This is a genomic window from Gloeocapsa sp. PCC 7428 (genome assembly GCF_000317555.1).
In the GTDB taxonomy this organism is placed as follows: Bacteria; Cyanobacteriota; Cyanobacteriia; order Cyanobacteriales; family Chroococcidiopsidaceae; genus Chroogloeocystis.
Genome location: NC_019745.1, coordinates 952,763 through 973,674 on the forward strand (window position 1 = coordinate 952,763; position 20,912 = coordinate 973,674).

General features: G+C 44.4%; 19 protein-coding genes and 1 tRNA gene. 8 read left to right on the top strand and 12 right to left on the bottom strand.

The window, feature by feature from the left end; translation table 11 throughout:
• Positions 1 to 59 precede the first annotated feature (59 nt).
• From GLO7428_RS04210 to GLO7428_RS04230, 4 genes are all read left to right on the top strand, one after another.
• A complete protein-coding gene (locus GLO7428_RS04210; protein WP_015187320.1) occupies positions 60 to 1,808 on the top strand; it encodes a R3H domain-containing nucleic acid-binding protein in 1,749 nt (582 codons plus the stop codon).
• A gap of 211 nt (positions 1,809 to 2,019) precedes the next feature.
• Positions 2,020 to 2,091, top strand: a tRNA-Gln gene (locus GLO7428_RS04220).
• A gap of 167 nt (positions 2,092 to 2,258) precedes the next feature.
• Entirely contained in the window at positions 2,259 to 3,044 is a 786-nt protein-coding gene (locus GLO7428_RS04225) for an HAD family hydrolase (protein ID WP_015187321.1), read from the top strand.
• A 93-nt stretch (positions 3,045 to 3,137) separates the two neighbouring features.
• The gene (locus GLO7428_RS04230) at positions 3,138 to 4,343 is read left to right on the top strand and encodes a DNA double-strand break repair nuclease NurA (RefSeq protein WP_015187322.1); all 1,206 of its coding nucleotides are present in this window, start codon (positions 3,138 to 3,140) and stop codon (positions 4,341 to 4,343) included.
• A gap of 145 nt (positions 4,344 to 4,488) precedes the next feature.
• Here GLO7428_RS04230 and xseB read toward each other — a convergent pair whose 3' ends face one another.
• Both xseB and xseA read right to left on the bottom strand, forming a co-directional pair.
• Positions 4,489 to 4,743 (bottom strand): exodeoxyribonuclease VII small subunit, encoded by a 255-nt coding sequence (gene xseB / locus GLO7428_RS04235; protein WP_015187323.1) that lies wholly within the window; start codon positions 4,741 to 4,743, stop codon positions 4,489 to 4,491.
• Between the two features lie 4 nt (positions 4,744 to 4,747).
• The gene (xseA, locus tag GLO7428_RS04240; protein WP_015187324.1) at positions 4,748 to 5,977 is read right to left on the bottom strand and encodes an exodeoxyribonuclease VII large subunit; all 1,230 of its coding nucleotides are present in this window, start codon (positions 5,975 to 5,977) and stop codon (positions 4,748 to 4,750) included.
• A gap of 275 nt (positions 5,978 to 6,252) precedes the next feature.
• Between xseA and recA the strand changes: the two genes are divergently transcribed.
• Positions 6,253 to 7,320 carry a recombinase RecA gene (gene recA, locus GLO7428_RS04245; protein WP_015187325.1) on the top strand — a complete coding sequence of 356 codons (1,068 nt, stop codon included), beginning with the start codon at positions 6,253 to 6,255 and terminating at the stop codon, positions 7,318 to 7,320.
• A 154-nt stretch (positions 7,321 to 7,474) separates the two neighbouring features.
• Here the strand turns inward: recA and GLO7428_RS04250 are convergent, their stop codons facing one another.
• The 4 genes from GLO7428_RS04250 to GLO7428_RS04265 all read right to left on the bottom strand — a co-directional run bounded on the left by GLO7428_RS04250 (position 7,475) and on the right by GLO7428_RS04265 (position 11,982).
• Positions 7,475 to 7,819, bottom strand: coding sequence for a DUF1815 family protein (locus tag GLO7428_RS04250; RefSeq protein ID WP_015187326.1), 345 nt, complete (start codon positions 7,817 to 7,819; stop codon positions 7,475 to 7,477).
• Between the two features lie 346 nt (positions 7,820 to 8,165).
• Entirely contained in the window at positions 8,166 to 8,378 is a 213-nt protein-coding gene (locus tag GLO7428_RS04255) for a DUF2839 domain-containing protein (RefSeq protein WP_015187327.1), read from the bottom strand.
• 402 nt (positions 8,379 to 8,780) lie between these two features.
• Positions 8,781 to 10,355 (bottom strand): helicase C-terminal domain-containing protein, encoded by a 1,575-nt coding sequence (locus GLO7428_RS04260; RefSeq protein ID WP_015187328.1) that lies wholly within the window; start codon positions 10,353 to 10,355, stop codon positions 8,781 to 8,783.
• 286 nt (positions 10,356 to 10,641) lie between these two features.
• Positions 10,642 to 11,982, bottom strand: coding sequence for a cytochrome P450 (locus GLO7428_RS04265; RefSeq protein ID WP_015187329.1), 1,341 nt, complete (start codon positions 11,980 to 11,982; stop codon positions 10,642 to 10,644).
• A gap of 78 nt (positions 11,983 to 12,060) precedes the next feature.
• Here GLO7428_RS04265 and GLO7428_RS29390 point away from each other — a divergent pair, with 78 nt between their 5' ends.
• From GLO7428_RS29390 to GLO7428_RS29645, 3 genes are all read left to right on the top strand, one after another.
• Complete coding sequence (locus tag GLO7428_RS29390) at positions 12,061 to 12,189, top strand: hypothetical protein (protein ID WP_015187330.1); 129 nt, start codon at positions 12,061 to 12,063, stop codon at positions 12,187 to 12,189.
• Positions 12,190 to 12,285: 96 nt separating this feature from the next.
• Positions 12,286 to 14,013 carry a lysine--tRNA ligase gene (gene lysS, locus GLO7428_RS04270; RefSeq protein ID WP_015187331.1) on the top strand — a complete coding sequence of 576 codons (1,728 nt, stop codon included), beginning with the start codon at positions 12,286 to 12,288 and terminating at the stop codon, positions 14,011 to 14,013.
• A 140-nt stretch (positions 14,014 to 14,153) separates the two neighbouring features.
• The gene (locus GLO7428_RS29645; RefSeq protein WP_369792524.1) at positions 14,154 to 14,468 is read left to right on the top strand and encodes a GNAT family N-acetyltransferase; all 315 of its coding nucleotides are present in this window, start codon (positions 14,154 to 14,156) and stop codon (positions 14,466 to 14,468) included.
• A gap of 332 nt (positions 14,469 to 14,800) precedes the next feature.
• Here the strand turns inward: GLO7428_RS29645 and GLO7428_RS04280 are convergent, their stop codons facing one another.
• The 6 genes from GLO7428_RS04280 to GLO7428_RS04305 form a co-directional block, all read right to left on the bottom strand.
• Positions 14,801 to 15,391, bottom strand: coding sequence for a hypothetical protein (locus GLO7428_RS04280; protein ID WP_015187333.1), 591 nt, complete (start codon positions 15,389 to 15,391; stop codon positions 14,801 to 14,803).
• A gap of 324 nt (positions 15,392 to 15,715) precedes the next feature.
• Positions 15,716 to 16,426, bottom strand: coding sequence for a hypothetical protein (locus GLO7428_RS04285; protein ID WP_015187334.1), 711 nt, complete (start codon positions 16,424 to 16,426; stop codon positions 15,716 to 15,718).
• A gap of 197 nt (positions 16,427 to 16,623) precedes the next feature.
• Positions 16,624 to 17,520, bottom strand: a complete 897-nt coding sequence (locus GLO7428_RS04290; protein ID WP_015187335.1) for a DUF2267 domain-containing protein — start codon at positions 17,518 to 17,520, stop codon at positions 16,624 to 16,626.
• A 358-nt stretch (positions 17,521 to 17,878) separates the two neighbouring features.
• The gene (locus GLO7428_RS04295) at positions 17,879 to 19,276 is read right to left on the bottom strand and encodes a cell wall metabolism sensor histidine kinase WalK (protein ID WP_015187336.1); all 1,398 of its coding nucleotides are present in this window, start codon (positions 19,274 to 19,276) and stop codon (positions 17,879 to 17,881) included.
• A 152-nt stretch (positions 19,277 to 19,428) separates the two neighbouring features.
• A complete protein-coding gene (locus tag GLO7428_RS04300; protein ID WP_015187337.1) occupies positions 19,429 to 20,043 on the bottom strand; it encodes a hypothetical protein in 615 nt (204 codons plus the stop codon).
• A 135-nt stretch (positions 20,044 to 20,178) separates the two neighbouring features.
• Entirely contained in the window at positions 20,179 to 20,808 is a 630-nt protein-coding gene (locus tag GLO7428_RS04305; protein ID WP_015187338.1) for an FMN-dependent NADH-azoreductase, read from the bottom strand.
• Positions 20,809 to 20,912: the final 104 nt, after the last annotated feature.

Consider the following 20,912-nt stretch of genomic DNA (forward strand, 5'->3'; position numbering starts at 1 on the left):
ATGCTGAAATCATACGCTCGCGCTCTTGCTCTCTTGTTGATAACGCCACCCTACGAAGAATGCCCAATACAGACGATCTGCAAAAATTGTTAGATATTTTGCCGTTAGAGATTCGACAAGCTTTAGAGTATCACCCTTTAAGGGATAGTTTAGTGGAAGTGGTGATGGATTTGGGACGTCTTCCCGAAGCCCGCTTTCCAAACCAAGCTGAGTACCTTTCCGATACCCCGATTTCGCAGGAACAACTTAACGAGTGTATCCAGCGTGTTGGAGAATTCGGAGGAGATAACCGCGCCGGAATTGAAAAAACATTACACCGCATTAGTGCTATCCGTAACCGGACAGGAAAAATTATCGGCTTAACCTGTCGTGTTGGTCGCGCGGTCTACGGCACAATCGGCATGATCCGCGACTTGGTAGAAACGGGCAGATCAATTTTAATGCTCGGTCGTCCAGGAGTTGGTAAAACCACAGCTTTACGCGAAATTGCGCGGGTTCTAGCGGATGAACTTAATAAACGAGTTGTGATTATTGACACCTCGAATGAAATTGCTGGCGATGGAGACGTTGCCCATCCAGCCATAGGTCGCGCCCGTCGGATGCAAGTTGCACGTCCTGAACTGCAACATCAAGTGATGATCGAGGCGGTGGAAAACCATATGCCCGAAGTTATTGTCATTGATGAAATTGGCACCGAACTCGAAGCAATGGCAGCACGGACGATCGCCGAACGCGGCGTACAGTTAGTGGGAACAGCGCACGGTAATCAAATTGAAAACTTGATCAAAAACCCGACGCTATCTGACTTAGTTGGAGGAATTCAAGCCGTCACACTAGGTGATGACGAAGCCCGACGGCGACGCAGCCAAAAAACCGTTCTAGAACGTAAAGCACCACCTACGTTTGAAATTGCGGTAGAAATGCTCGAACGCCAACGCTGGGTTGTTCATGAAAGTGTAGCCGATACCGTCGATAGTCTCTTACGCGGACATCAACCAAGTCCTCAAGTACGTACTGTAGATGATGCGGGTAAAGTCACGGTAACTCGTCAGCAACCGGTAACAATTCGAGGAATTACCGACGAGAAGCAAGACATCAGAACTGCTTCGTTGAATACCTCACAACCACCGACAATGCAGTCAAATGGCTGGCGGGCATCAGGACAAATGTTACCACTGCCGCGCCAATCTAGAGAACAAGACATATCAGGAGTTAGTGAATTTGAGCGACTACTCGACCAATCGCTCGATCCGCCCGATCGCTTCGGCTATGGTGCGCAAACTGCTGGACCAAATGGGGAAGATTTACCTTTACACATCTATCCCTATGGCGTCAGTCGTCACCAGTTAGAACAAGTGATTCAGGTATTAAATTTACCTGTCGTCTTGACAAAAGACATCGATAGTGCTGACGCTATCTTGGCACTGCGATCGCACGTCAAAAATCACTCAAAGCTGCGTCACATCGCAAAAGTGCGTCAAGTTCCCATCCACATGATTAAAGCCAGCACCATTCCCCAAATTACGCGGACGCTGCGCCGGATGTTGGATATGGACGAACCACTGACAACTGATGAACGCGAACTGAGTTTATTCACTCAAGGCGGAAGCGAAGATGAAATCGATGCCTTAGAAGAAGCGCGACTTGCGGTCGAGCAAATCGTCATTCCAAAAGGACAACCTGTCGAGTTATTACCGCGATCGCCCAAAGTCCGCAAGATGCAACACGAACTTGTCGAACACTATCGCTTAAAATCCAATAGCTTTGGCGAAGAACCCAATCGTCGCTTGCGGATTTATCCAGCTTGACTGACGAAGGGGTCGGAGGTCAGGGAAAACACCTTCTGGATTTTTTTGTAGCTTGGAGTTGTTAGAAAGAAGTTGGTAAAAAGGCATTGAGCTTCAATTGCCGAAACTTTCACAGCAATTCTCTGACCTTCGATCCCTGACCCCTGACCTCTCTTAAAAAGACTTGACACTTTTCCTGGATTTGCTGCTAATATAGTTAAGGTTGAGCCATTGGGGCGTAGCCAAGCGGTAAGGCAGCGGGTTTTGGTCCCGCCATTCCTAGGTTCGAATCCTAGCGCCCCAGTTTGATAAAAGTCATAAATATCTTTAAAGCTGCTACGGTATGGTAAGCAGTAATCGGAAGTTATGTCTCACAGCCTTTTACCACTTAATTAAATCGACTTGAAAAATGCAGCTAAAGCAATCTTAATGGTGTAATAAATCGTAAACGAAAAGATTGCGAAGGAAGGCATGAGCGCAAATCAACCAACGATACTTGCACTTGATTTTGATGGAGTCATTTGCAATGGGCTAAAAGAATATTTTGAGACAGCTTGGCGTACCTACTGCGATATTTGGTCGCGGATAGACGAAACGCCACCACAAGATTTAGCCGAAAAGTTTTATCGGTTGCGCCCAGTCATTGAAACTGGCTGGGAAATGCCAGTACTCATCGCCGCTTTGTTATCAGGAGTTACAGAAGACAAGATTTTGCAGGAGTGGAATGCGATCGCGCGCGCCATCTTGCAAGAAAATCAGCTGCAATCTACCACAATTGCTCATCAACTCGACTCGTTTCGCGATCAATGGATTCGTGATGATTTAACGAGTTGGTTGAATTTGCATAGTTTTTACCCTGGTGTTATTGAAAAGCTCAACGCTTTGATGAGTAGCCCGATCCAAGTATTTATCGTGACGACTAAAGAAGGGCGGTTTGTACAGCAACTACTTGCGCAACAAGGAATTCAACTACCAGAAACATCAGTGTTTGGAAAAGAAAACAAGCGCCCTAAGCATGAAATTCTGCACGAGTTAATTATTGCGGCAAAAACATTACCCGCTAGCCTGTGGTTTGTTGAAGACCGCATTAAAACACTAGAACTTGTTGCCCAGCAGGCAAACCTAGACACGGTAAAACTATATTTAGCCGATTGGGGCTACAACACAAGCGATGAACGACAAGCTGCCCAAAACCACGATCGCATTCAGCTAATATCACTCGCCCAATTTACTGATGATTTTTCAACCTGGGGTTAAACTACAAACACAGCGCCTCTGCTGCTTATTCGTACCAACCTTAATATAAAACGATATAAGCTGGAGCTAATAGCTAAAAACCACTAGCTAACTATGCTCGATTTAACAAAACTTGCAAAAGCGATGCAAGGCATTAGCCAGCATCTCTCTCTAGAGGCGGCTGCTAGTCGTCAGCGTGTAGAATTAGCTCAAGAGTTATTTGCGGATGCGTGTACGCGACAATCTGAATTAGTAGAGAAACAGCACAAATGGCGCGATCGCATTCTGTTCAGCATCGCTACACCCGTTGAACCTCTTGATACTGCTGTCGATATTCCCATTCCCCCAGCAGTTCATACTGTGATTGCGACGGATGGCTCGCAAATTGCCCCAAATCAGCACGAAATTGCTTACTGCTACCTCCTCAACATTGGGCGTGTTGTCTTGCACTATGGGCAAAATCGCCAACCATTGCTAGATAGCTTACCCGAAGTGTTTTATCGCGCTGAAGACTTATACATCTCGCGTCAGTGGGGAATTCGTACCGAAGAATGGATGGGATATTGCCGCACTGCTTCAGAAGCAACAATTTTGGCAGAACTAGCACTTACAGGGGCGAGGGGTAAAGAAAAAGAAGAGGTATTATCTTCTGTACCTCTGTTAGCAATGGTGGATGGTTCGCTGATTTATTGGTTTTTGGAGCAATTACCCTTAGAAGCACGCGATCGCATTTTGCCACCGATTCTAGACGCTTGGGATCAGCTAAAAGAGGCAGGTATTCCGATCATGGGCTACTTGAGTGCATCGCGTAGCGGGGAAGCAATTAACTTCTTGCGCTTACAAGCGTGTCCGCACGAAAATCCTGATTGCGTAACCTACTGCCCGAATTTGGTTGTCGAAAAAGCGCCGTGTCAGATGCTCGATCCTTTACGCGATATTGCACTGTGGACATTTTCCCTCAAGCCAGGACAACGCAGTACTTTATGGCGTAGTTCGCACCGCATTCTTGATTTATACGGTTGCCATACCATTTATTTTTGCTACGTTCATGTGGGGACAGAAATTGCCAGAGTTGAAGTCCCCGCTTGGGTAGCAGAAAACCCAGCGCTACTCGATCAATCGCTCAGCTTAATGTTGGCACAGGTACAAAAAGGTTACGGCTATCCCGTCGCGCTTGCCGAAGCACATAATCAAGCTGTCGTTCGTGGCGGCGATCGCGCGCGTTTCTTTGCCCTACTCGAACAACAAATGATTAAAGCTGGTTTACGCAATGTCGGAATCTCCTACAAGGAAGCCCGCAAACGTGGCAGCATTGCTTAAGGAGAGGTGAGGGAAGAGTGGCTAGTGACTAGTGCGCTTTTGAGTTATTCGCTCCTCTGCCCACGCCAGTTCGACGCCACTTCTCTCAACGGGGGGAACTCCCGCACGAGAGTGGCTCCTCTGCTCCCTTGCTTCCTCTGCTTTTCTACACGGGTTCATCACTTAACGTTTCGATTAATAAATCGACTTGCTGCTGTCGCTGTTGGAGAAAAGTTTCGCATTGACGTAAATATTCAACGGCTGCCGTAAATTGCTCGAATACTTCTTCTAATTCCAACTCGCCACCTTCAATTTGAGCAATAATTCTTTCGACTTCAGCAACCCTAGCTTCATAATTCCAATCGGGTTTGAGTGTTGCATCTACTGGTTCGGAATTAGCACCCTTACTACGTCTAGCCATAAAATTAATCGATGATTTCTTTTACTTCGACTTTAACTTGTCCTTCACTTAACTGAATGGATAGTTTCTGCCCTACTGCTAAGTCGCGAGCCTTACGCGCGATCGCGCCTTGCTCCTGTCTCACTACGGCATACCCTCGCTTTAGTACTGCCCTAGGATCAAGCGTCGCTAACTTCTGCTCTAAAAACTGGCAGTGGAGCGTTGCTTGACGTAATTGCTGCTTTGTTCGAGCGATCAGCTGTTGACGCTGCGAGGTTAAAAACTGCATTTCTTGGAGAATTTTTTGATCTAAGCGCAAACGCCGTACGCGGTTTTTAAATTTCTGTAGGTGGTTTTCTATAGTTGCAAGTTGCTGAAACATCATTGAACGTAAAGTCGCAACTCTTTGCTGATGTTCTACATAAAGTTTTCGCAATTCAGGGATCACGTGTTCCGCTGCTGCGGTGGGAGTATGAACGGAAACATCCGCAACTAAGTCAGCTAAAGATTCGTCACGTTGATGACCAATACCTGTAATGACTGGAATCGAACATTGGGCGATCGCTCTGACGACTCGTTCATCATTAAAGCAAGCTAATTCCTCAACTGCACCACCGCCTCGCGCCAAAATTAAGACTTCTGCTCGACCATCTGCTTCTACCCGTGCGATCGCCCTCGCGATTGATCCTGGTGCTTGTTCGCCCTGAACCAAAGCTGGAGAGAACAACACGCGCAACCCTGGATAACGACTGCGAAGTGTTTTTTGAATATCACCCCACGCAGCACCCGCACTAGAGGTGACAACCGCAATTGTCTGCGGATGAGTTGGAAGCGATCGCTTGCGTTCAACGGCAAATAACCCTTCGGCTTCTAAACGGTTGCGTAGCTGGCGATAACGCAATGCTTGTAGACCATCGCCTGCGGGTAAGGCTTGCCACACCGTCAACTGATACTGTCCTCGTTGTGGATACAGCCGCAAACTTCCCAAAACAATTAGCTGTTCTCCGCGTTGCGGTATCTGTGCGAGTTTATCGATTTGACTGTGCCACACTACACAGTTAATCGCGGCTTTGCCTTCAATATCTTGCAGCGTAAAAAATAGCCCTTTCGGGTGGTCATTAGCACTGGAAACTTCGCCAATAACCCAAACCTGGCGTAACTGGGGATCTTCTTCTAACAGCGCCTGAATATACGCGGTTAATCCAGCTACAGAAATCGCAGTGTCTGTCACTAAATCAGCTTGATAAAAAGTCATGACAAAACTAAAAGAACAATTCGTAGTTAGTGGTAAGCTTGAAACTATTATCTACTGTGTATAATCCAGGTTTTTGTTGTTCAAAATGTTACTGAATTACCACGCAAAATAAACGTAGAATCACACTTGGACGATTTATTATACGTGACTTGTTTTACCATCAAAACTCTGCTTGGAGTTTCATGCAAAAGTCGATAAAATCCGGCTAAAATAGTATATCTGCACTAGTCATAACTCCCAGAATAATTTTTCAACCTCCATACTTAGAGGCAATAATGGCTATTGATACAACTGATACATCCGGAAAGCAAAAAGCCCTGAACTTGGTGCTAAACCAAATCGAACGCAACTTTGGCAAAGGGGCGATTATGCGCCTTGGGGATGCCACTCGGATGCGGGTGGAAACAATTCCTACGGGCGCGTTAACCCTAGACTTAGCGTTGGGCGGCGGTTTACCCAAAGGGCGAGTTATCGAAATTTATGGTCCAGAAAGTTCTGGTAAAACGACAGTAGCGCTGCACGCGGTTGCCGAAGTGCAAAAAAATGGTGGTGTCGCGGCATTTGTGGATGCTGAACACGCCCTCGATCCTACCTACGCTGCTGCCTTGGGAGTTGATATTGCCAACTTACTCGTTTCTCAACCCGACACAGGGGAAGCAGCTTTAGAAATTGTCGATCAGTTAGTCCGTTCGGCAGCTGTAGACATTGTCGTTATAGACTCAGTAGCGGCACTTGTCCCCCGTGCAGAAATTGAAGGCGAAATGGGTGATGCGCACGTTGGTCTGCAAGCTCGTTTAATGAGCCAGGCGTTAAGAAAAATTACAGGTAACATTGGTAAATCTGGCTGTACAGTCATTTTCCTCAACCAATTGCGCCAGAAAATTGGTGTGACATACGGTAATCCAGAAACCACAACAGGTGGTAACGCGCTGAAGTTCTATGCTTCAGTGCGACTCGACATTCGCCGCATTCAAACCCTGAAAAAAGGCACCGAAGAGTTTGGTAATCGTGTCAAAGTGAAAGTTGCCAAGAATAAAGTTGCTCCACCCTTTAGAGTGGCAGAATTTGACATTGTGTTTGGTAAAGGTGTTTCAACTTTAGGTTGTGTGATTGACCTTGCTGAGGAAACGGGCGTTGTTGTTCGTAAAGGAGCTTGGTACAGCTACAACGGTGATAACATTGCCCAAGGTCGTGATAACGCGATTAAGTACTTGGAAGAAAACTTTGAACTCGCTGGACAAATTCAACAGCTAGTACGCGAGAAACTCGAAATGGGAGCCGTTGTTTCTGCGAATTCTGTATCCTCATCAACAGAAGATGATGATTTAGAAGCTGATGAATAGTAACCTGGCATAAACTGCTAAGTTTTAAACACTGATATCTATCGCTTTATTAACCCCTAGCTGTTCTTGGCTGGGGTTTTTTGCATTTATCGCTACATACTAAAAATTAGGTGGCGATCGCTCCGCCACCCCGACAAGTGCTAATAAATTAGCTTTAGACGTTTTTGCTGACTAATGTTGGTGATTCATTAGGGGGAACAAAGTTTTTAACTAAATTAGCAAGTTCTTGTAACTGACTAATTGCTTCAGCACCCTCTAACTTCATTAGTTCCCGATCGTCGCGCATCTCGGTCCATGTGATGCCATAATCGGACACGAGAAACCGAATCAAATGGTTATTTCCTAAACTAACCATAAATGAGGCGCTACTCATTTGTCCGCCACAGGTATAACATGATGCGGGATATCCACGTCGCTCTAACACGGTTGCCAAAGCTTGCAGATTCATCACGAGATCCTGGACATATTGTCGGTGTTGTTCTGCTAGTCTGAGAAACACGGTTGTCCTCCAAACACCACACTTAATTGTAAACCTATTTTTAGATTTTCTTTATATTTACCTAATTTGTAGAGATATTTACTCCAAAGGGTAATATTTCGTCTAAATTTCAGATAAATATCTGATAGATCCAAGCTAACTGATTATTTACCAATTGAGTGTATGCAAAAAGTCATATTTGATGCACATAACCCTAGACGGACACCAAAATGTTAGGTTTCCGGTGTCTGTGATGGCTGGAAATAAAGAAAGCGTCAGGCTATGTTTACCTAACGCTTGATTGTGAGAAATTGGCAAAACTCAATGTAAATTTTTATGACTTTGATTAAAAATCATTGAGTCAAAATCAAGTTACTTGCCACCAACCAAAAGCTGGACCAATAAACCGAACGGTGATCCACCAAATAACTAGAAAGCCAATGCCAAACCAAGCACCGCGATTGCTCCACTTAGCGAATTGCTGGGCTTGGCTTTTGGTGATAGGAAGCCATGGCAGGATTTGAGCTTCTTTACCGTAGTTTTCTCCTAATGCTGCTTTACGACGCTTTGCTTCGCCCATAGTCTTATTCCATTCTGGATTTTAGATTGAGTAAAGACTCACAAATACTAAGTATCGGACTAGAGATCAAATACTTGCTGTGCCTTGATAATAGCGCTGTTGCTGGTGTCACAGCAATGGAAAAATTAGGAATTGGGGTTGATAGGATGCCTAGCGACTGAAGTCGCGGCTGAAAAAACGAAGTCCACCTTACGTGGACTTAGGCAAATCTAAGAGACCGCTACCCTCTAGTGAAGCGCAAGACGTAAATTTGCAAGAAGTCTAAGGATTAGCAGAAGCTTTTTCTACTTCGCTGCTTCTTCATCTGTATAGCGGCAGTATTGTATGCTAAGCTCTTTTCGCTCAAACTGGCATTAAAGTAAGCGCAGGTAAGGCAGATAAATGATTCGAGTTCCTAGCGCTTCAATTAGCTGGAGTAAGGAGACTAGAATCTAGATAATCAATTCTTGCCATAGGACTGAGTGCAGCGAGAACTTGAGAGCCATAACTTCGGTGTAATACTCGGCTATCAAGTAAGGCAACAACACCATGACGATCGCGGACTGGGGCGATCGCCCGCGATAATTCATTTAAAGCAGCTGGCAAGAGATACAGCCGAAACCAATCTTGATGCGTGCGCTTGTAGTACGCAACTCGACCCGCGACTAAGGGGTTTTCTAAGGAAGGTAGGGGTAATGTAGCAACAATTAATAATTGCGGCGTTGGTAGTTCACCGAGATGCTGTCGCCAAAAGTCCCAACCAGTGACTAAGATTCCGCGCTGATCTAAAGAAGTTGTTTTCTCTACTTGTACCCTAGAGCCAAATTCTGCGGCTAAAGTTGCGCCGACTTGGGCTTTAAGTGGTACATCACCTACTAAAATAACTGTCAATCCAGGAGATGCGGTAGTTAAACTAAGGAGTGAATGAACTTTTTCGATGAACGCGGTTTGAAATTCTGGCGTATTTGGTAGCGGTAAGCGATCGGGTAGATAAAGTTGAATCAGATTTTCGCGGCGATCGTCAGAAAACTTTAGACAAGTTAACTCACCTAGACCTAAGTTCTTTCGATAAATCGGTGCTTCAGCTTCCTGATCTAAGGCACTACCAACTAACACAACAGGTTGTCTAGACCAAATTGGTGCAAGCGCCGATGCAACTTCTACAGGGGACGAGTGTAAGGAAAAGGAACCCTGAGAACGCGAAACGGTTGCCCAAAGCAGTTGATTGTCGCGGGGACTTTGCCAAAACTTACGCCAAGCGTTTGGTACACCGAGATTGCGTATTGATGTAGATTGCTTTGCTCCATTATCGCTGTGTTGTGGCGCTGTATCTTTGCAACTTATTTCTAGACTTTGGTCGAGAGTGTAAAGAATTTCCTGCTCTTGTTGCGAGCTTAAATAGCACTCGTAGGGATTGACCGGATGTTGAAAAATTGCTTTTGTTAGTTGGACTCGTGCATTGCGAATAACTTCTACGTGCTTGGGAAAAGCAAGCATCAATTCATCCCAATCACTCGGTTGAATCGTTGCGGTGAGTTGAGTGCGAGTCCAGGCTTCGAGGTCGTCTACACCATCGAGAATTGTAGGTATATTAGCTGGAAATCCTTTTCCTGCTAACTGTGCTGCTAACCAAGATTCAGGAGAAGTCAGCAGTAATCCCTGAAAACCATCGCAAATCCAAGAATCACCTGTGAGAATTTTTTTATCTGTTTGCAGCCACTGTTGTAGTGGCGGAATTTCAACACGGAGCAATCGCTGCTGTACTTCCTCAGGGGCGACTATAATTACAGATTCTTGCCACATCAGTGCGGGAGCAAGATAACTCAAGCGATATCGCCCTTGATAGCCACTACCAGCCCCAACTTGAATTAAAGCACTACGCTTGAGTCGCAATCCGCGTGCAACCAGCCGCGCCATCGTTAGATGATGGTGCCAGGAAGCTTCGCCTTGCGATCGCAAGAAGTTATGCAGTGAGTAGTGGACTTCTGCTTCAATCACGTAGTTTTACTCGTACTATCAACTAGATTTACTCACGCCTGTTTTATTATGAATGCAAACACAAGGCGGCTGAAAGCGTATAATTGGCACATCGCTACAAAAGAGCTTCCTTTGCTACTGTTATAATCCACTTAAAAAGTAGAGAAATCGTAGCTGTAGAGCAGCTTTATGCAGTGTAGCTAAATTTAAGGCGATCGCGCCTCCCTGAAGTTAAGAAGTATGTGTGTGAATATTTACATGATAGAAGTCTCAGGGACAGGTCAGACACCTGAGTGCAATCACATAACTATCTACGCTTTACAACGACTTTGATTCCGTACTCTGGGCGCAGCGTAATCGAAGGCTGCGGCACAATCGGAAATTCAGGGACAAGATTGAGGCTAAACTTTTGCGCGATCGTTGCGAGTAACAAAATAGCTTCCATCAGCGCAAAACCCTTGCCAATACAAACGCGCGGTCCATCACCAAAAGGAATGTAAACGCCTCTGGGTAACTGTTTTTCTAGATCGTCCACCCAGCGTTCGGGTTTGAAAGTTTCCGGATCTTCAAAATAGCGAGGATCGCGGTGCGTGACCCACTGGCTGATGGTAATCGTGCAGCCTTTCGGTACGCTGTAGCCGCCAATTTGACAATCTACCGCAGCTTCTCGCCCAAAAATAGCGACTGGTGGATAAAGTCGCATCGATTCTTTGACAACCATATCGGTATAGCGCAACTGCGGTATATCAGCGACAGTCGGAGAACGTCCATCAAGCACTTGTTGCAACTCGGCTTCGAGTTTAGATAATACTTCGGGGTGTTGAGCAAGTAACATCCATGTCCACGTCAAAGCATTTGCAGTAGTTTCATGCCCTGCTAGCATCAAAGTTGCCACTTCATCGCGTAACTGGCGATCGCTCATTCCTGTACCATCATCCTCATCGCGCGCTTGCATCAGCATCGAGAGTAAATCGCCAGGATCTTCGCCGCTGGTGCGTCGTTGCTCGATAATGCTGTAAATCGTTGCGTCCATTTGACTAATCGCGTTGCGATAGCGAATATTTTCCGGTCGCGGAAACCATTCCCAAATCAAAAAATTTTGCTTGCGCTTACTTTCAAACCAATCCATTGCCACATCAAGCGCGTTAGCAACAACTTGCGCGTTTCCTTCATCAATGTCTTGGTTAAATAGACACTTCATCACAATGTTCAAGGTAAGACGCATCATATCGGCGTGAACGTTGCGCGTTTCTCCATTTTGCCAAGTTGTCAACATTCGTTCGGCATATTCAACCATAATCGTGGCATAACCAGCAATTCGCTTTTGGTGGAAAACAGGTTGGGCTAAGCGGCGCTGGCGAAACCACGAGTCACCCTCACTCGTTAATAATCCTTCACCTAATAAAGTGCGCAATGCCCGAAAACCCCGACTTTTGATAAAAGAGTCCCGATCTTTGAGGACTTCCTCAATTAAGTCAGGATGCGTGAGAAGACACGTTGGCGTTAATCCTAAGCGTATCGGTACTATATCGCCATACTCCCGCGCGCAGTGCGTTAAAAAACCTAACGGATCTTGGCTTAAATCGAGTAAATTACCGACTAAAGCCTTGCCTTCTGGTCCTGGTAATTCAAAAATATCTTGTTCCATGATGACCCTGATGATTCTTACTACGATGCAACCTCTATAACTAGTCTATTGAGACTCACAAAATGAACCTCTGGTTACATGGGCTTGCAGGTAGGAGATAAAGTTTTTGAACGTCAACATGATGTGTGGCTGCGTGACAATGCGATCGCAACTGCGTTATTGTTCGCGAGTAAAAGAGGAATTTATCCTAGTGAAGCGATAAGTTGAAGCACCTACACTGCTACAGGAATTACAGCACAAGTTTATAATCAAAAGCATTGCCAGTCTGTATAGTTCCTCAGTGGCTCCTAATTAGTAATTACCATGTCTGCCGATCAGTCTTCAAATTCTCAAAGTACCTCAAGTTTAGAAGAAATCCGTGCTGCGCGTTTAGAAAAAGTCGCTCAACTCAAGCAACTAGGGATGAATCCTTACGCTTACCGCTGGGAAGTGACACATCATGCTGCACAATTGCAAGAAAAATTTGCTGATTTACCAAGTGGTGAAGAAGTCGATGTGGAAGTGGCGATCGCCGGTCGTATTTTGGCACGTCGCGTCTTTGGTAAACTTGCTTTTTTCAGCTTGCAAGATGAAACTGGCACAATTCAACTATACCTGGATAAAAAAAGAATCCAGCAAGGCATGGCAAGTACCGATCCTGATGCTTTCAATCACTTGAAGCAGCTAACGGATGTAGGAGACATTTTAGGAGCCAAAGGTACGGTCAAGAAGACGGAAAAAGGTGAATTATCCGTCAACGTCAGCGAGTACGCGATTCTGACTAAATCTTTATTGCCTTTACCAGATAAATGGCACGGTCTTACAGATACCGAAAAGCGCTATCGTCAGCGGTACGTTGATTTAATTGTTAATCCAGAAGTCCAGCAAACATTTCGTCGCCGCGCTCAAATTACTGCGGGAATTCGTCGTTATTTAGAAGCGCAAGGCTTTATTGAAATTGAAACGCCTGTCCTACAACCAGAGGCGGGAGGTGCGGATGCACGTCCATTTATCACCTACCACAATGCGCTAGACATGGAGTTGTATCTGCGAATTGCAACCGAACTACATCTCAAGCGGATGATCGTCGGTGGGTTTGAAAAAGTCTTCGAGTTAGGACGCATTTTTCGTAATGAAGGCGTTTCAACACGCCACAACCCAGAATTTACGTCAGTAGAAGTTTACCAAGCTTATGGTGACTACAATGACATGATGGCGCTGACGGAAGACTTGATTACTACTGTGGCGCAAGAGGTTTTGGGTACGCTGCAAATTACTTATCAAGGTGAGGCGATCGATTTAACTCCTCCCTGGCGACGCGTGACGATGCATGATTTAGTTAAGGAATTTACAGGACTTGATTTCGCGGCATTTTCTACGCTGGAAGAAGCAAAAACAGCAGCAGCGAGTGTGGGGATTGATGTTGAGGATTGTGATTCGATTGGTAAAGTTCTCAACGAAGCATTTGAGCAAAAAGCCGAATCGCAACTTATTCAGCCGACGTATGTTCTCGACTATCCTGTAGAAATTTCACCTTTGGCAAAGCCGCATCGTTCTAAGCCTGGTTTGGTTGAACGATTTGAATTGTTTATTGTGGGTAGAGAAACCGCCAATGGTTTTTCGGAATTAACCGATCCGATCGACCAACGTCAGCGACTCGAAGCCCAAGCAGCGCGTAAAGCAGCTGGAGATTTGGAAGCGCAGGGCGTCGATGAAGATTTTATCACCGCTCTAGAATACGGAATGCCACCAACTGTAGGTTTAGGTATTGGGATTGACCGCTTCGTAATGCTGTTAACAGATTGTGCGAGTATTCGCGATGCGATCGCTTTTCCGTTACTCAAATCTGCTAGCAGCTTAATCAAAAAATACGATTACGATCCGGCAAGAAAACTTCTCCAAATCGAATTCAAAAATGGCAGCATCTACAACTACCAAGATGTTCCCGCTGATATTGCACAAGGACTAGAACAAGAAACTTCTCAAGGACAATACTTCAACGAGTTCATTCGAGGTAAATTTGCTTATGACCAAGTGCGGTTAAAAAAGTGAGTGAGAGAAGGGATCAGAGGTTAGGGAAGAACAATAATATTTATCTAAAATCTAATCACTATTTCCTTGCTTCTCGTCTATCGTTAACAGTCCTTTAGCCTACTTCTACAATAAGTTTAACGATGCGATCGCAACCTTGCATGGAAACGCGGAGACTACACGAGAATGATCTTGAGCTTTTAGCTTCCGCCATTTGGTTGTTGATCCCAGAGGAAGATCGCAGTGACAACATTGCTAGCGATGCTTATCTAAAGCAAGCCTTAACTGATAAGAATTGCTATTTCATTTTGTCTGAAATTGATTCAACTCTCATTGGTTATTTGAGTGCTTTTCGTTTTCCCGCTGTAGAGACTACCAGTTTCCAAGTGTACTTGTGCGATATCGTCGTTGATAAAAACTTCAGGAGAAAAGGGATAGGAACTCGAATGATTGAAGAGCTTAAGAGGTGTGCATAGAAGATCAGGTTAGCCGCATTTGGGTCGGAACATCTTTGGCTAAAGAGGCTGCACAGAGGACTTTTGAGGTAACAGGTGCGCGGAAAGTTCGAGAGACATACATTGAATACATCTACTATGTTGACAAGGGTGCATAAGGTAAAAGAAATCCTTTTTCTGGGCAAATACTTTTAACTCTCAAGAAGCCGCCTCGCATTCAAGCCTGGTAGCGCAGGTGTTAGTGGAAATTGCCGCAACACAGATCAAGTGTGTCAAGATTTCTCTAGTCCACAAAGGTGGACTTTGTGCTTTTAGCCGCGACTTTAGCACTAGGCGTCCCGTCGCATCCATCTTTAGTTAGAAACTTCGGCTAACTCGATGACACGTCCTTCCAAATCTTTAACCAAAAAGTTTAATGGTTTTTGACTAAGGATTTTGTGCTTCAATCCACGCACTTCTACACGCATCAGGATTTGCTCTAAACAGTCGCGGTCAAAGCAAACATGACGTTGCTGGTTCTTTTTACCCAAACCAGCGCCAGAGACTACGTGCAACTGAGTATTTTTCTTGAGTTGATACCACAGTCCCTCAGGCGCGTTTAAAGTGCGAGTTGTCCCAATTCCTGGACTAGCAGACATATATAATGGGTCAATTCCTGCTGCACCAATCGTTTGCTCGTAGTTGTAGTAGTAGTGTAACGGTACATCGGCAGCTGGTAAGTCCAGCAGCCCTTCATACAACTGTCGAGCGATTTCCATATCAGACACCATAACAGTATGTACTTTGGGCGCACTCGTCAGAAATAGCCACATCGCGCCTGCATAAGCGGCTAGTAGCATAACCATAATTCCTTGCGTGGACAACAAGGTGTCAAGTCCTGGGAAGAAAGCACCTAAAGTTAAAGGCGAATGAAGAAAAGACATATTACCAGAAACTAAAAACATTAATTTACAAGGGTTTAAGCGATAATTTGTATTAAAAACGGCAACTTGTGTATTGCTTTAGGGTGTGGTTGATTCACTTTGAGCAATCCATTGTTGCTGAGCTAGATATGGTTACGTATACACTTCTAGTTTATCAATGACAAAAAATTTAACTTCTGTTCTTCCGTCTATTATGAGCTAAGCATTTATGCTGAGGCAAACAATTGCGTGTTTAATGACGTCAACTCAAGAAGCGATCGCAGCGGCGACCACAACAAAAAAGTGAGGATAACGATTCCTCACTTTTAAAAGTTAGATTTCCGAAAGTATGTATATAAATACTGACTAGTTCAATAAAACGACACCATCAGGTTGTACCCTCATTGTTGTTCGATCTTCGGCTAAGTCAGTTGTTGCATCTAGCGTCACTTCTAGCAACCCCATAGAAGTTGCGTTTAAAGTTGGTCTAAGTAATCCTCGGTCTTGTCGAGAAAAGGTTAATGATACAGGTACAGATAAATCGCGGAGTGTTACTTCCGACTTTCCGGCAAGACTTCGTTGCTCAGTATCGCCAATGACTTGATAAAATACAACTGCATTAGTTGTATTCGTTAATCGGATATTAACTCTGTTATCAACAGGCATGACTCTGGCGCTGGGTACCTGTTGTTGTTCAGGTAACGGAGGCTGAATCACCGATCCAGGTGTTGGAGTTGGACTCGGAGTCGTACCAGGTACAGGGGTAGGTGTCGTTACACCAGGTCCAGTTGGCGGGCAAGGAGAAGGCGGCGTTGTTCCAGGGGTTGTGGGTGATACAGGTAGTGTCCCAGGTTCTGGAGATACTGGAGTTTGGGTACGATTGTAAGGTGGTTCGTTAAAAATACTTGGTCTAGGGTTCAATGATGGACTAGCAGGGGCGGGTTGTGCTTGAGCTAGCTGGTTTTCTCTAGGAATCGCGAAGGCTGCGCTTCCAGATGTTATTGGAATTATAAGGATTGTACTAATAACAGCAAATAGTTGGCATTTTTTATTATTATGTCTGGTATCGTTAAACATTTTTACCTCTTGGGCAAATATTCAACCTTATTTCGTTTCATCAACTTAATTTAAAAGTTGTTTTTCTTAATCAAAAGCTATAAACTTGTTTGCTCAATTTTGGTGAACCTCAACTATCCTTTGAAGAAATTAAGTTACGAGCTAAATTTTTGTTAAATAACTCATAACTTAACTAAATTCAATTATGTTGATAACAATTAAGCTTCTTCCCAAAGTTGACGAACTTTACCAGGTAGATATTCAGCAATCTCCTTAATTCTATCTTCTGACAACTCGTCTTTAGTTGCGGAAAATACAGCTTTAACTGCTTGATCTCGATCTATGTCGTAGCCTGTTGCTGCCATGGGTGACTCATTTTTGACTCGTGTTAAAAAGCGCTCGTCATTTACATTAGAAATATCGGTAGGATTATGACGGTTTGAATGGTCAAAAGGCGCACGAATTCTGCTTAAAAAGCCAACAACGGGATTAGTATCGCGCCAAAGGTCTGCAATTTCCATTTGCAAAGCTTTGTCTTCTGTGGGCAATACTTCTTTATGTAACTCTTTCTCTACTTGGTCTGAGGTTTCTGTAGGCATGAGGTCACGCATAGCACGATAGATAACCTCAGTTACATCCCTAGCATCAAAAATATCCTCAAACCCTCCCTTAATCATTACCTTCTCTAAAAAAGGCATATCTTTTGTTGCAATGGGAACTGATACCCCTTCTTTAAGCGATTTGGGCGGATTATCTTCCATTTTTTGCAGCATTCGCTTACCTTTTTCAGTCAGTTCTGCGGCTTCAAAAGTAATTAAATGAGGCAAAGGACCATCTTCAGCACCAAAAGTATTAGCAACTCTAAAGTCAACTTCTTTAGAATCTACAACACTTGGGACATCTTCTTGGTTAGCGTAAGCATTACCTGAAAATTCTGCTTTGATGTATTGCATCTGATTGAGGTAATCAAGATGACCTAACAATTCGGCTCTTGTTATTTGTATTCCAGGAAAGAAATCGCTTTCCTCAAACTTAACTTCGTGCATTGCTTGACCACTATCGTTAATTTTATTGAGGATGATGTAGACAATATCTTCTCTAATTGGAATTGGCATTGCACTTTTCCTAATTCTTCTAGATTGTTAACAGTAGTTTAGTTAAGCTTCCAGCTTAGTAAACTAGCTAAGACCAATTGCGGCAAATGACTACAACTGATGTCAAAAAAGCAATGAGTTCCTAGCGATTAGCTTTTAGTTGAAAGAAAATGGATAAATTTGAATGCTTAAAATTAAAGATACTCCTCAGTTTTAATATCCATCAGTAAAGCAAGCGAATGACTCTGCCTGTTATTGACTAATCACTAACCGCTAGTAGCTAATTGTGCTCATGTCACTGTAAGTTATTAGGAATAATTACCGCTGTGCATCTGCCACAGGAAGCATTTTGGCAATTTTTAATTTTCAAGGAGAAGACTTAAAACTCAGCACTTGCGGGTAAAGTAACAGTAAAAGTTGTGCCTTGATGTAAGGTACTTTCGACCTGAATTTGACCGTGGTGGTTTTCGACGATCGCATTGGCGATCGCCAAACCTAATCCTGAACCTGTTGGTGTAGCGACTAAAGTTGTTGCAGTATGAGTGCGGGCGGGATCTACGCGATAAAAACGGTCAAACAAGCGCGGTAAGGCAGACTCAGGAATTCCAATACCTGTATCGCTGACTTTTACTTGGAGTAAAGCAGTACGCGCGACAAGCGGCGAAGCGACTCTTTCTAACTCGACATCTACTTTGCCGCCAGGTGGGGTGTAGTGGACTGCGTTGACGATTAGATTGGTAAATAAACGAACTAGCTGATTCCAATCGCCTTGGAGTGTAAACCAATCGTCACTTAGTTGCGGATTTTGCGATTCTGGAGCTTCGATGAGATGCAGCGATAATGTAATATTTTTTTCGGTTGCTGGTAATTTTTGTTCTTCTACAACTTCCATCAGCAAAGCATCCAGAGGACACGCGGCAAAACAGGGTTGTACAATGCCACTATCTTGGCGTGCAAGAAAGAGTAAATCGTCAACTAAGCGTCCTAATCGTTGAGTCAACCTTTCGATGACGGTTAACTGTTGGTGGTATTTAGCACTAGCACCGGATGTTTCTAATAGTTCGGGATCTGTAAGTGCTACTTGGACATTGGTTTGAATGAGGGCGATCGGACTTCTGAGTTCGTGGGAAGCATCCGCAGTAAACTGTTTGAGGCGTTGATACGATTCGCGTACAGGTTCCATTGCTTTTCCGGAAAGAAACCAACCACAAAACGCAACAGAAAGAACCATTAACCCCGTACCCAGACTTAAGTCAAAAATTAACTGGCGGATTGGTTTTGTGACTTCAAACCACGGGTGACTAACGCGCAAATACCCTAGTACTTGTCGTCCGATTTCAACTCTTTCGGTAACTTGTCGGAGTAAAAGTGGAGTGTAATCTTGTCCCTCGATCGCATCTGAATCGCGAATGACTCTCACCGTTTCACCAGTTCGATTTGGATGCACCGGAAGCCCTAAAGGTTCGGATAAAGTTGACCATAGTAGTTCTCCCGTGGGACTAAACCACTCTAAATCGATATGGTCGTCATCAACAGCATCTGCATTATCGCGAAAAGTTGCTTCGATATTGATGCGAAATTGCTCAGCATTAGTTGTAGTCGATTCAATGACAAGCGATCGCTCGACGACTTCAACAACATGATTAAGTGTATCGTCAATGCGCTCGATGAGCGTACTGCGAACATACAAATAAACTCCACTAGCAAACAGCAGCAATAACACCGCAGTTACAGACGTATACCACAAAGCCAAACGGCGACGAGTAGCTTGGAACATTTTGGATTTTTGAGCTTAAGATTACGGTAGTGCATTTGCCTTACTCGTCGCTAGTCGTAAAGCGTGCAACAGCGACAACCTTTTGCTTTTTATCAATAATCTCGATTGCGATCGCCTCAAAAACTATATTAGCCTTCCAGCATGACACGACTTTAAACTTCACGTTCATAAACTCGAAAGGCTTTAGTTCCCATAGAAAATCGCGGGTCGAGTTGCTGGGCGAGAACTGCTGCTTCAGCTACCTCTAACTTTGCTCGATCAAAATCTCGATCTTCTGCTCGAAGATGGTAGAAGAAGCCGATTGCAAACAGCATTGCACTATCTCGACTAAAGTAAAGTTCATCAGGAGCAATGTAGGTTCGGCATCCAGCTTCTAAAAACGCCTTACCAAAAGGCTCGCGCCCAGAACCGCAAGCTAGTGAAAGAATATTGCCCTGAAAATTATGTATCAGTTGAGGAATATTAGATGGACGCAGGGCTAAAACAGTTTCTTCCCAACCATCATCACGCTCTGGATCGCCGTCTTTTTGCGCAACAACTTCAATACGAATCATCATGTCTGCTTCATTGCCAGTTCCATGACAACAAATCACAAGGTAGTTGTAGTGGCAAGCTTCATTAGCTAAGAAATTGAGCGCTTGCTGATATTGAACAAAGTAATGTAATCGCACCTGAAGCCGCATCAATTCCAGTGGTGCGCGAATTGCAGTTGCCAGTTCAAGTAGTGAATGGTCGCAAACGATAGCAACAGTATCGAAAAGCTTCACGGGTCTTATCTCACGTCTTATACACCGCTAGATTAACAATGTTCGTGGACAGCATATAAGTACTGTTCTAGCCCAAAAACGCAGGCTAATAATCTTAGAGAATGTTGTTGAGTTGTCAGATATTCCTGCATCGCCTTATGCCACTAGTTGAGCAACTTGGGTACGAGCAGCCGCGAGCGATCGCGCTAAACTTGTGCCACCAAATTCGTCATTTTCAATATGGATAAATGTGATATTGGTGATGCCAATAAACCCAAAGACTGTTGTTAAATAAGGGTCTTGATGATTCAGCTTCTCATTGCGTCCACCAGGTTCAAAGCCAGAACCACCCCGCGCGGTGATAATTAACATTTTCTTACCTAAGACGAGCGGTTTATAAGGGTTGGCGGTATCTTCTGGTTCAAACGCGAAGGTTCGCCCTACACGCACAATCTGGTCAATATAAGCCTTGAAAGTACTAGGAACGCTGAAATTATACATAGGTATGCCGATGACATAGAAATCAGCCGCTAAGAATTCATCAATCAGGCGATCGCTGAGGGAAATTGCCTGCGCTAGTTCGGGTGTGCGTTGTTCTGGTGGTGTATAAGCCGCTGCAATCCATGATTCATCCACATGGGGAACAGGATTACGACCGATATCTCGATACGTAACAACATCAGATGGATGCGCCTGCATCCTCGCTTCAATAAATTCTTTTGTTATCCGGCGTGAGTGCGATCGTTCTCCTCTAGGACTAGAATCAAGGTGTAGAATGTGTGCCATAGTTTTGCCTGAATACCTACAATGTCAGCTTAGGCAAACGATTTGTACTCAGCTATCTGATTTTTGTGCAATTATCAAAATCTTGCGGTCAGTTTTCCAGTTGC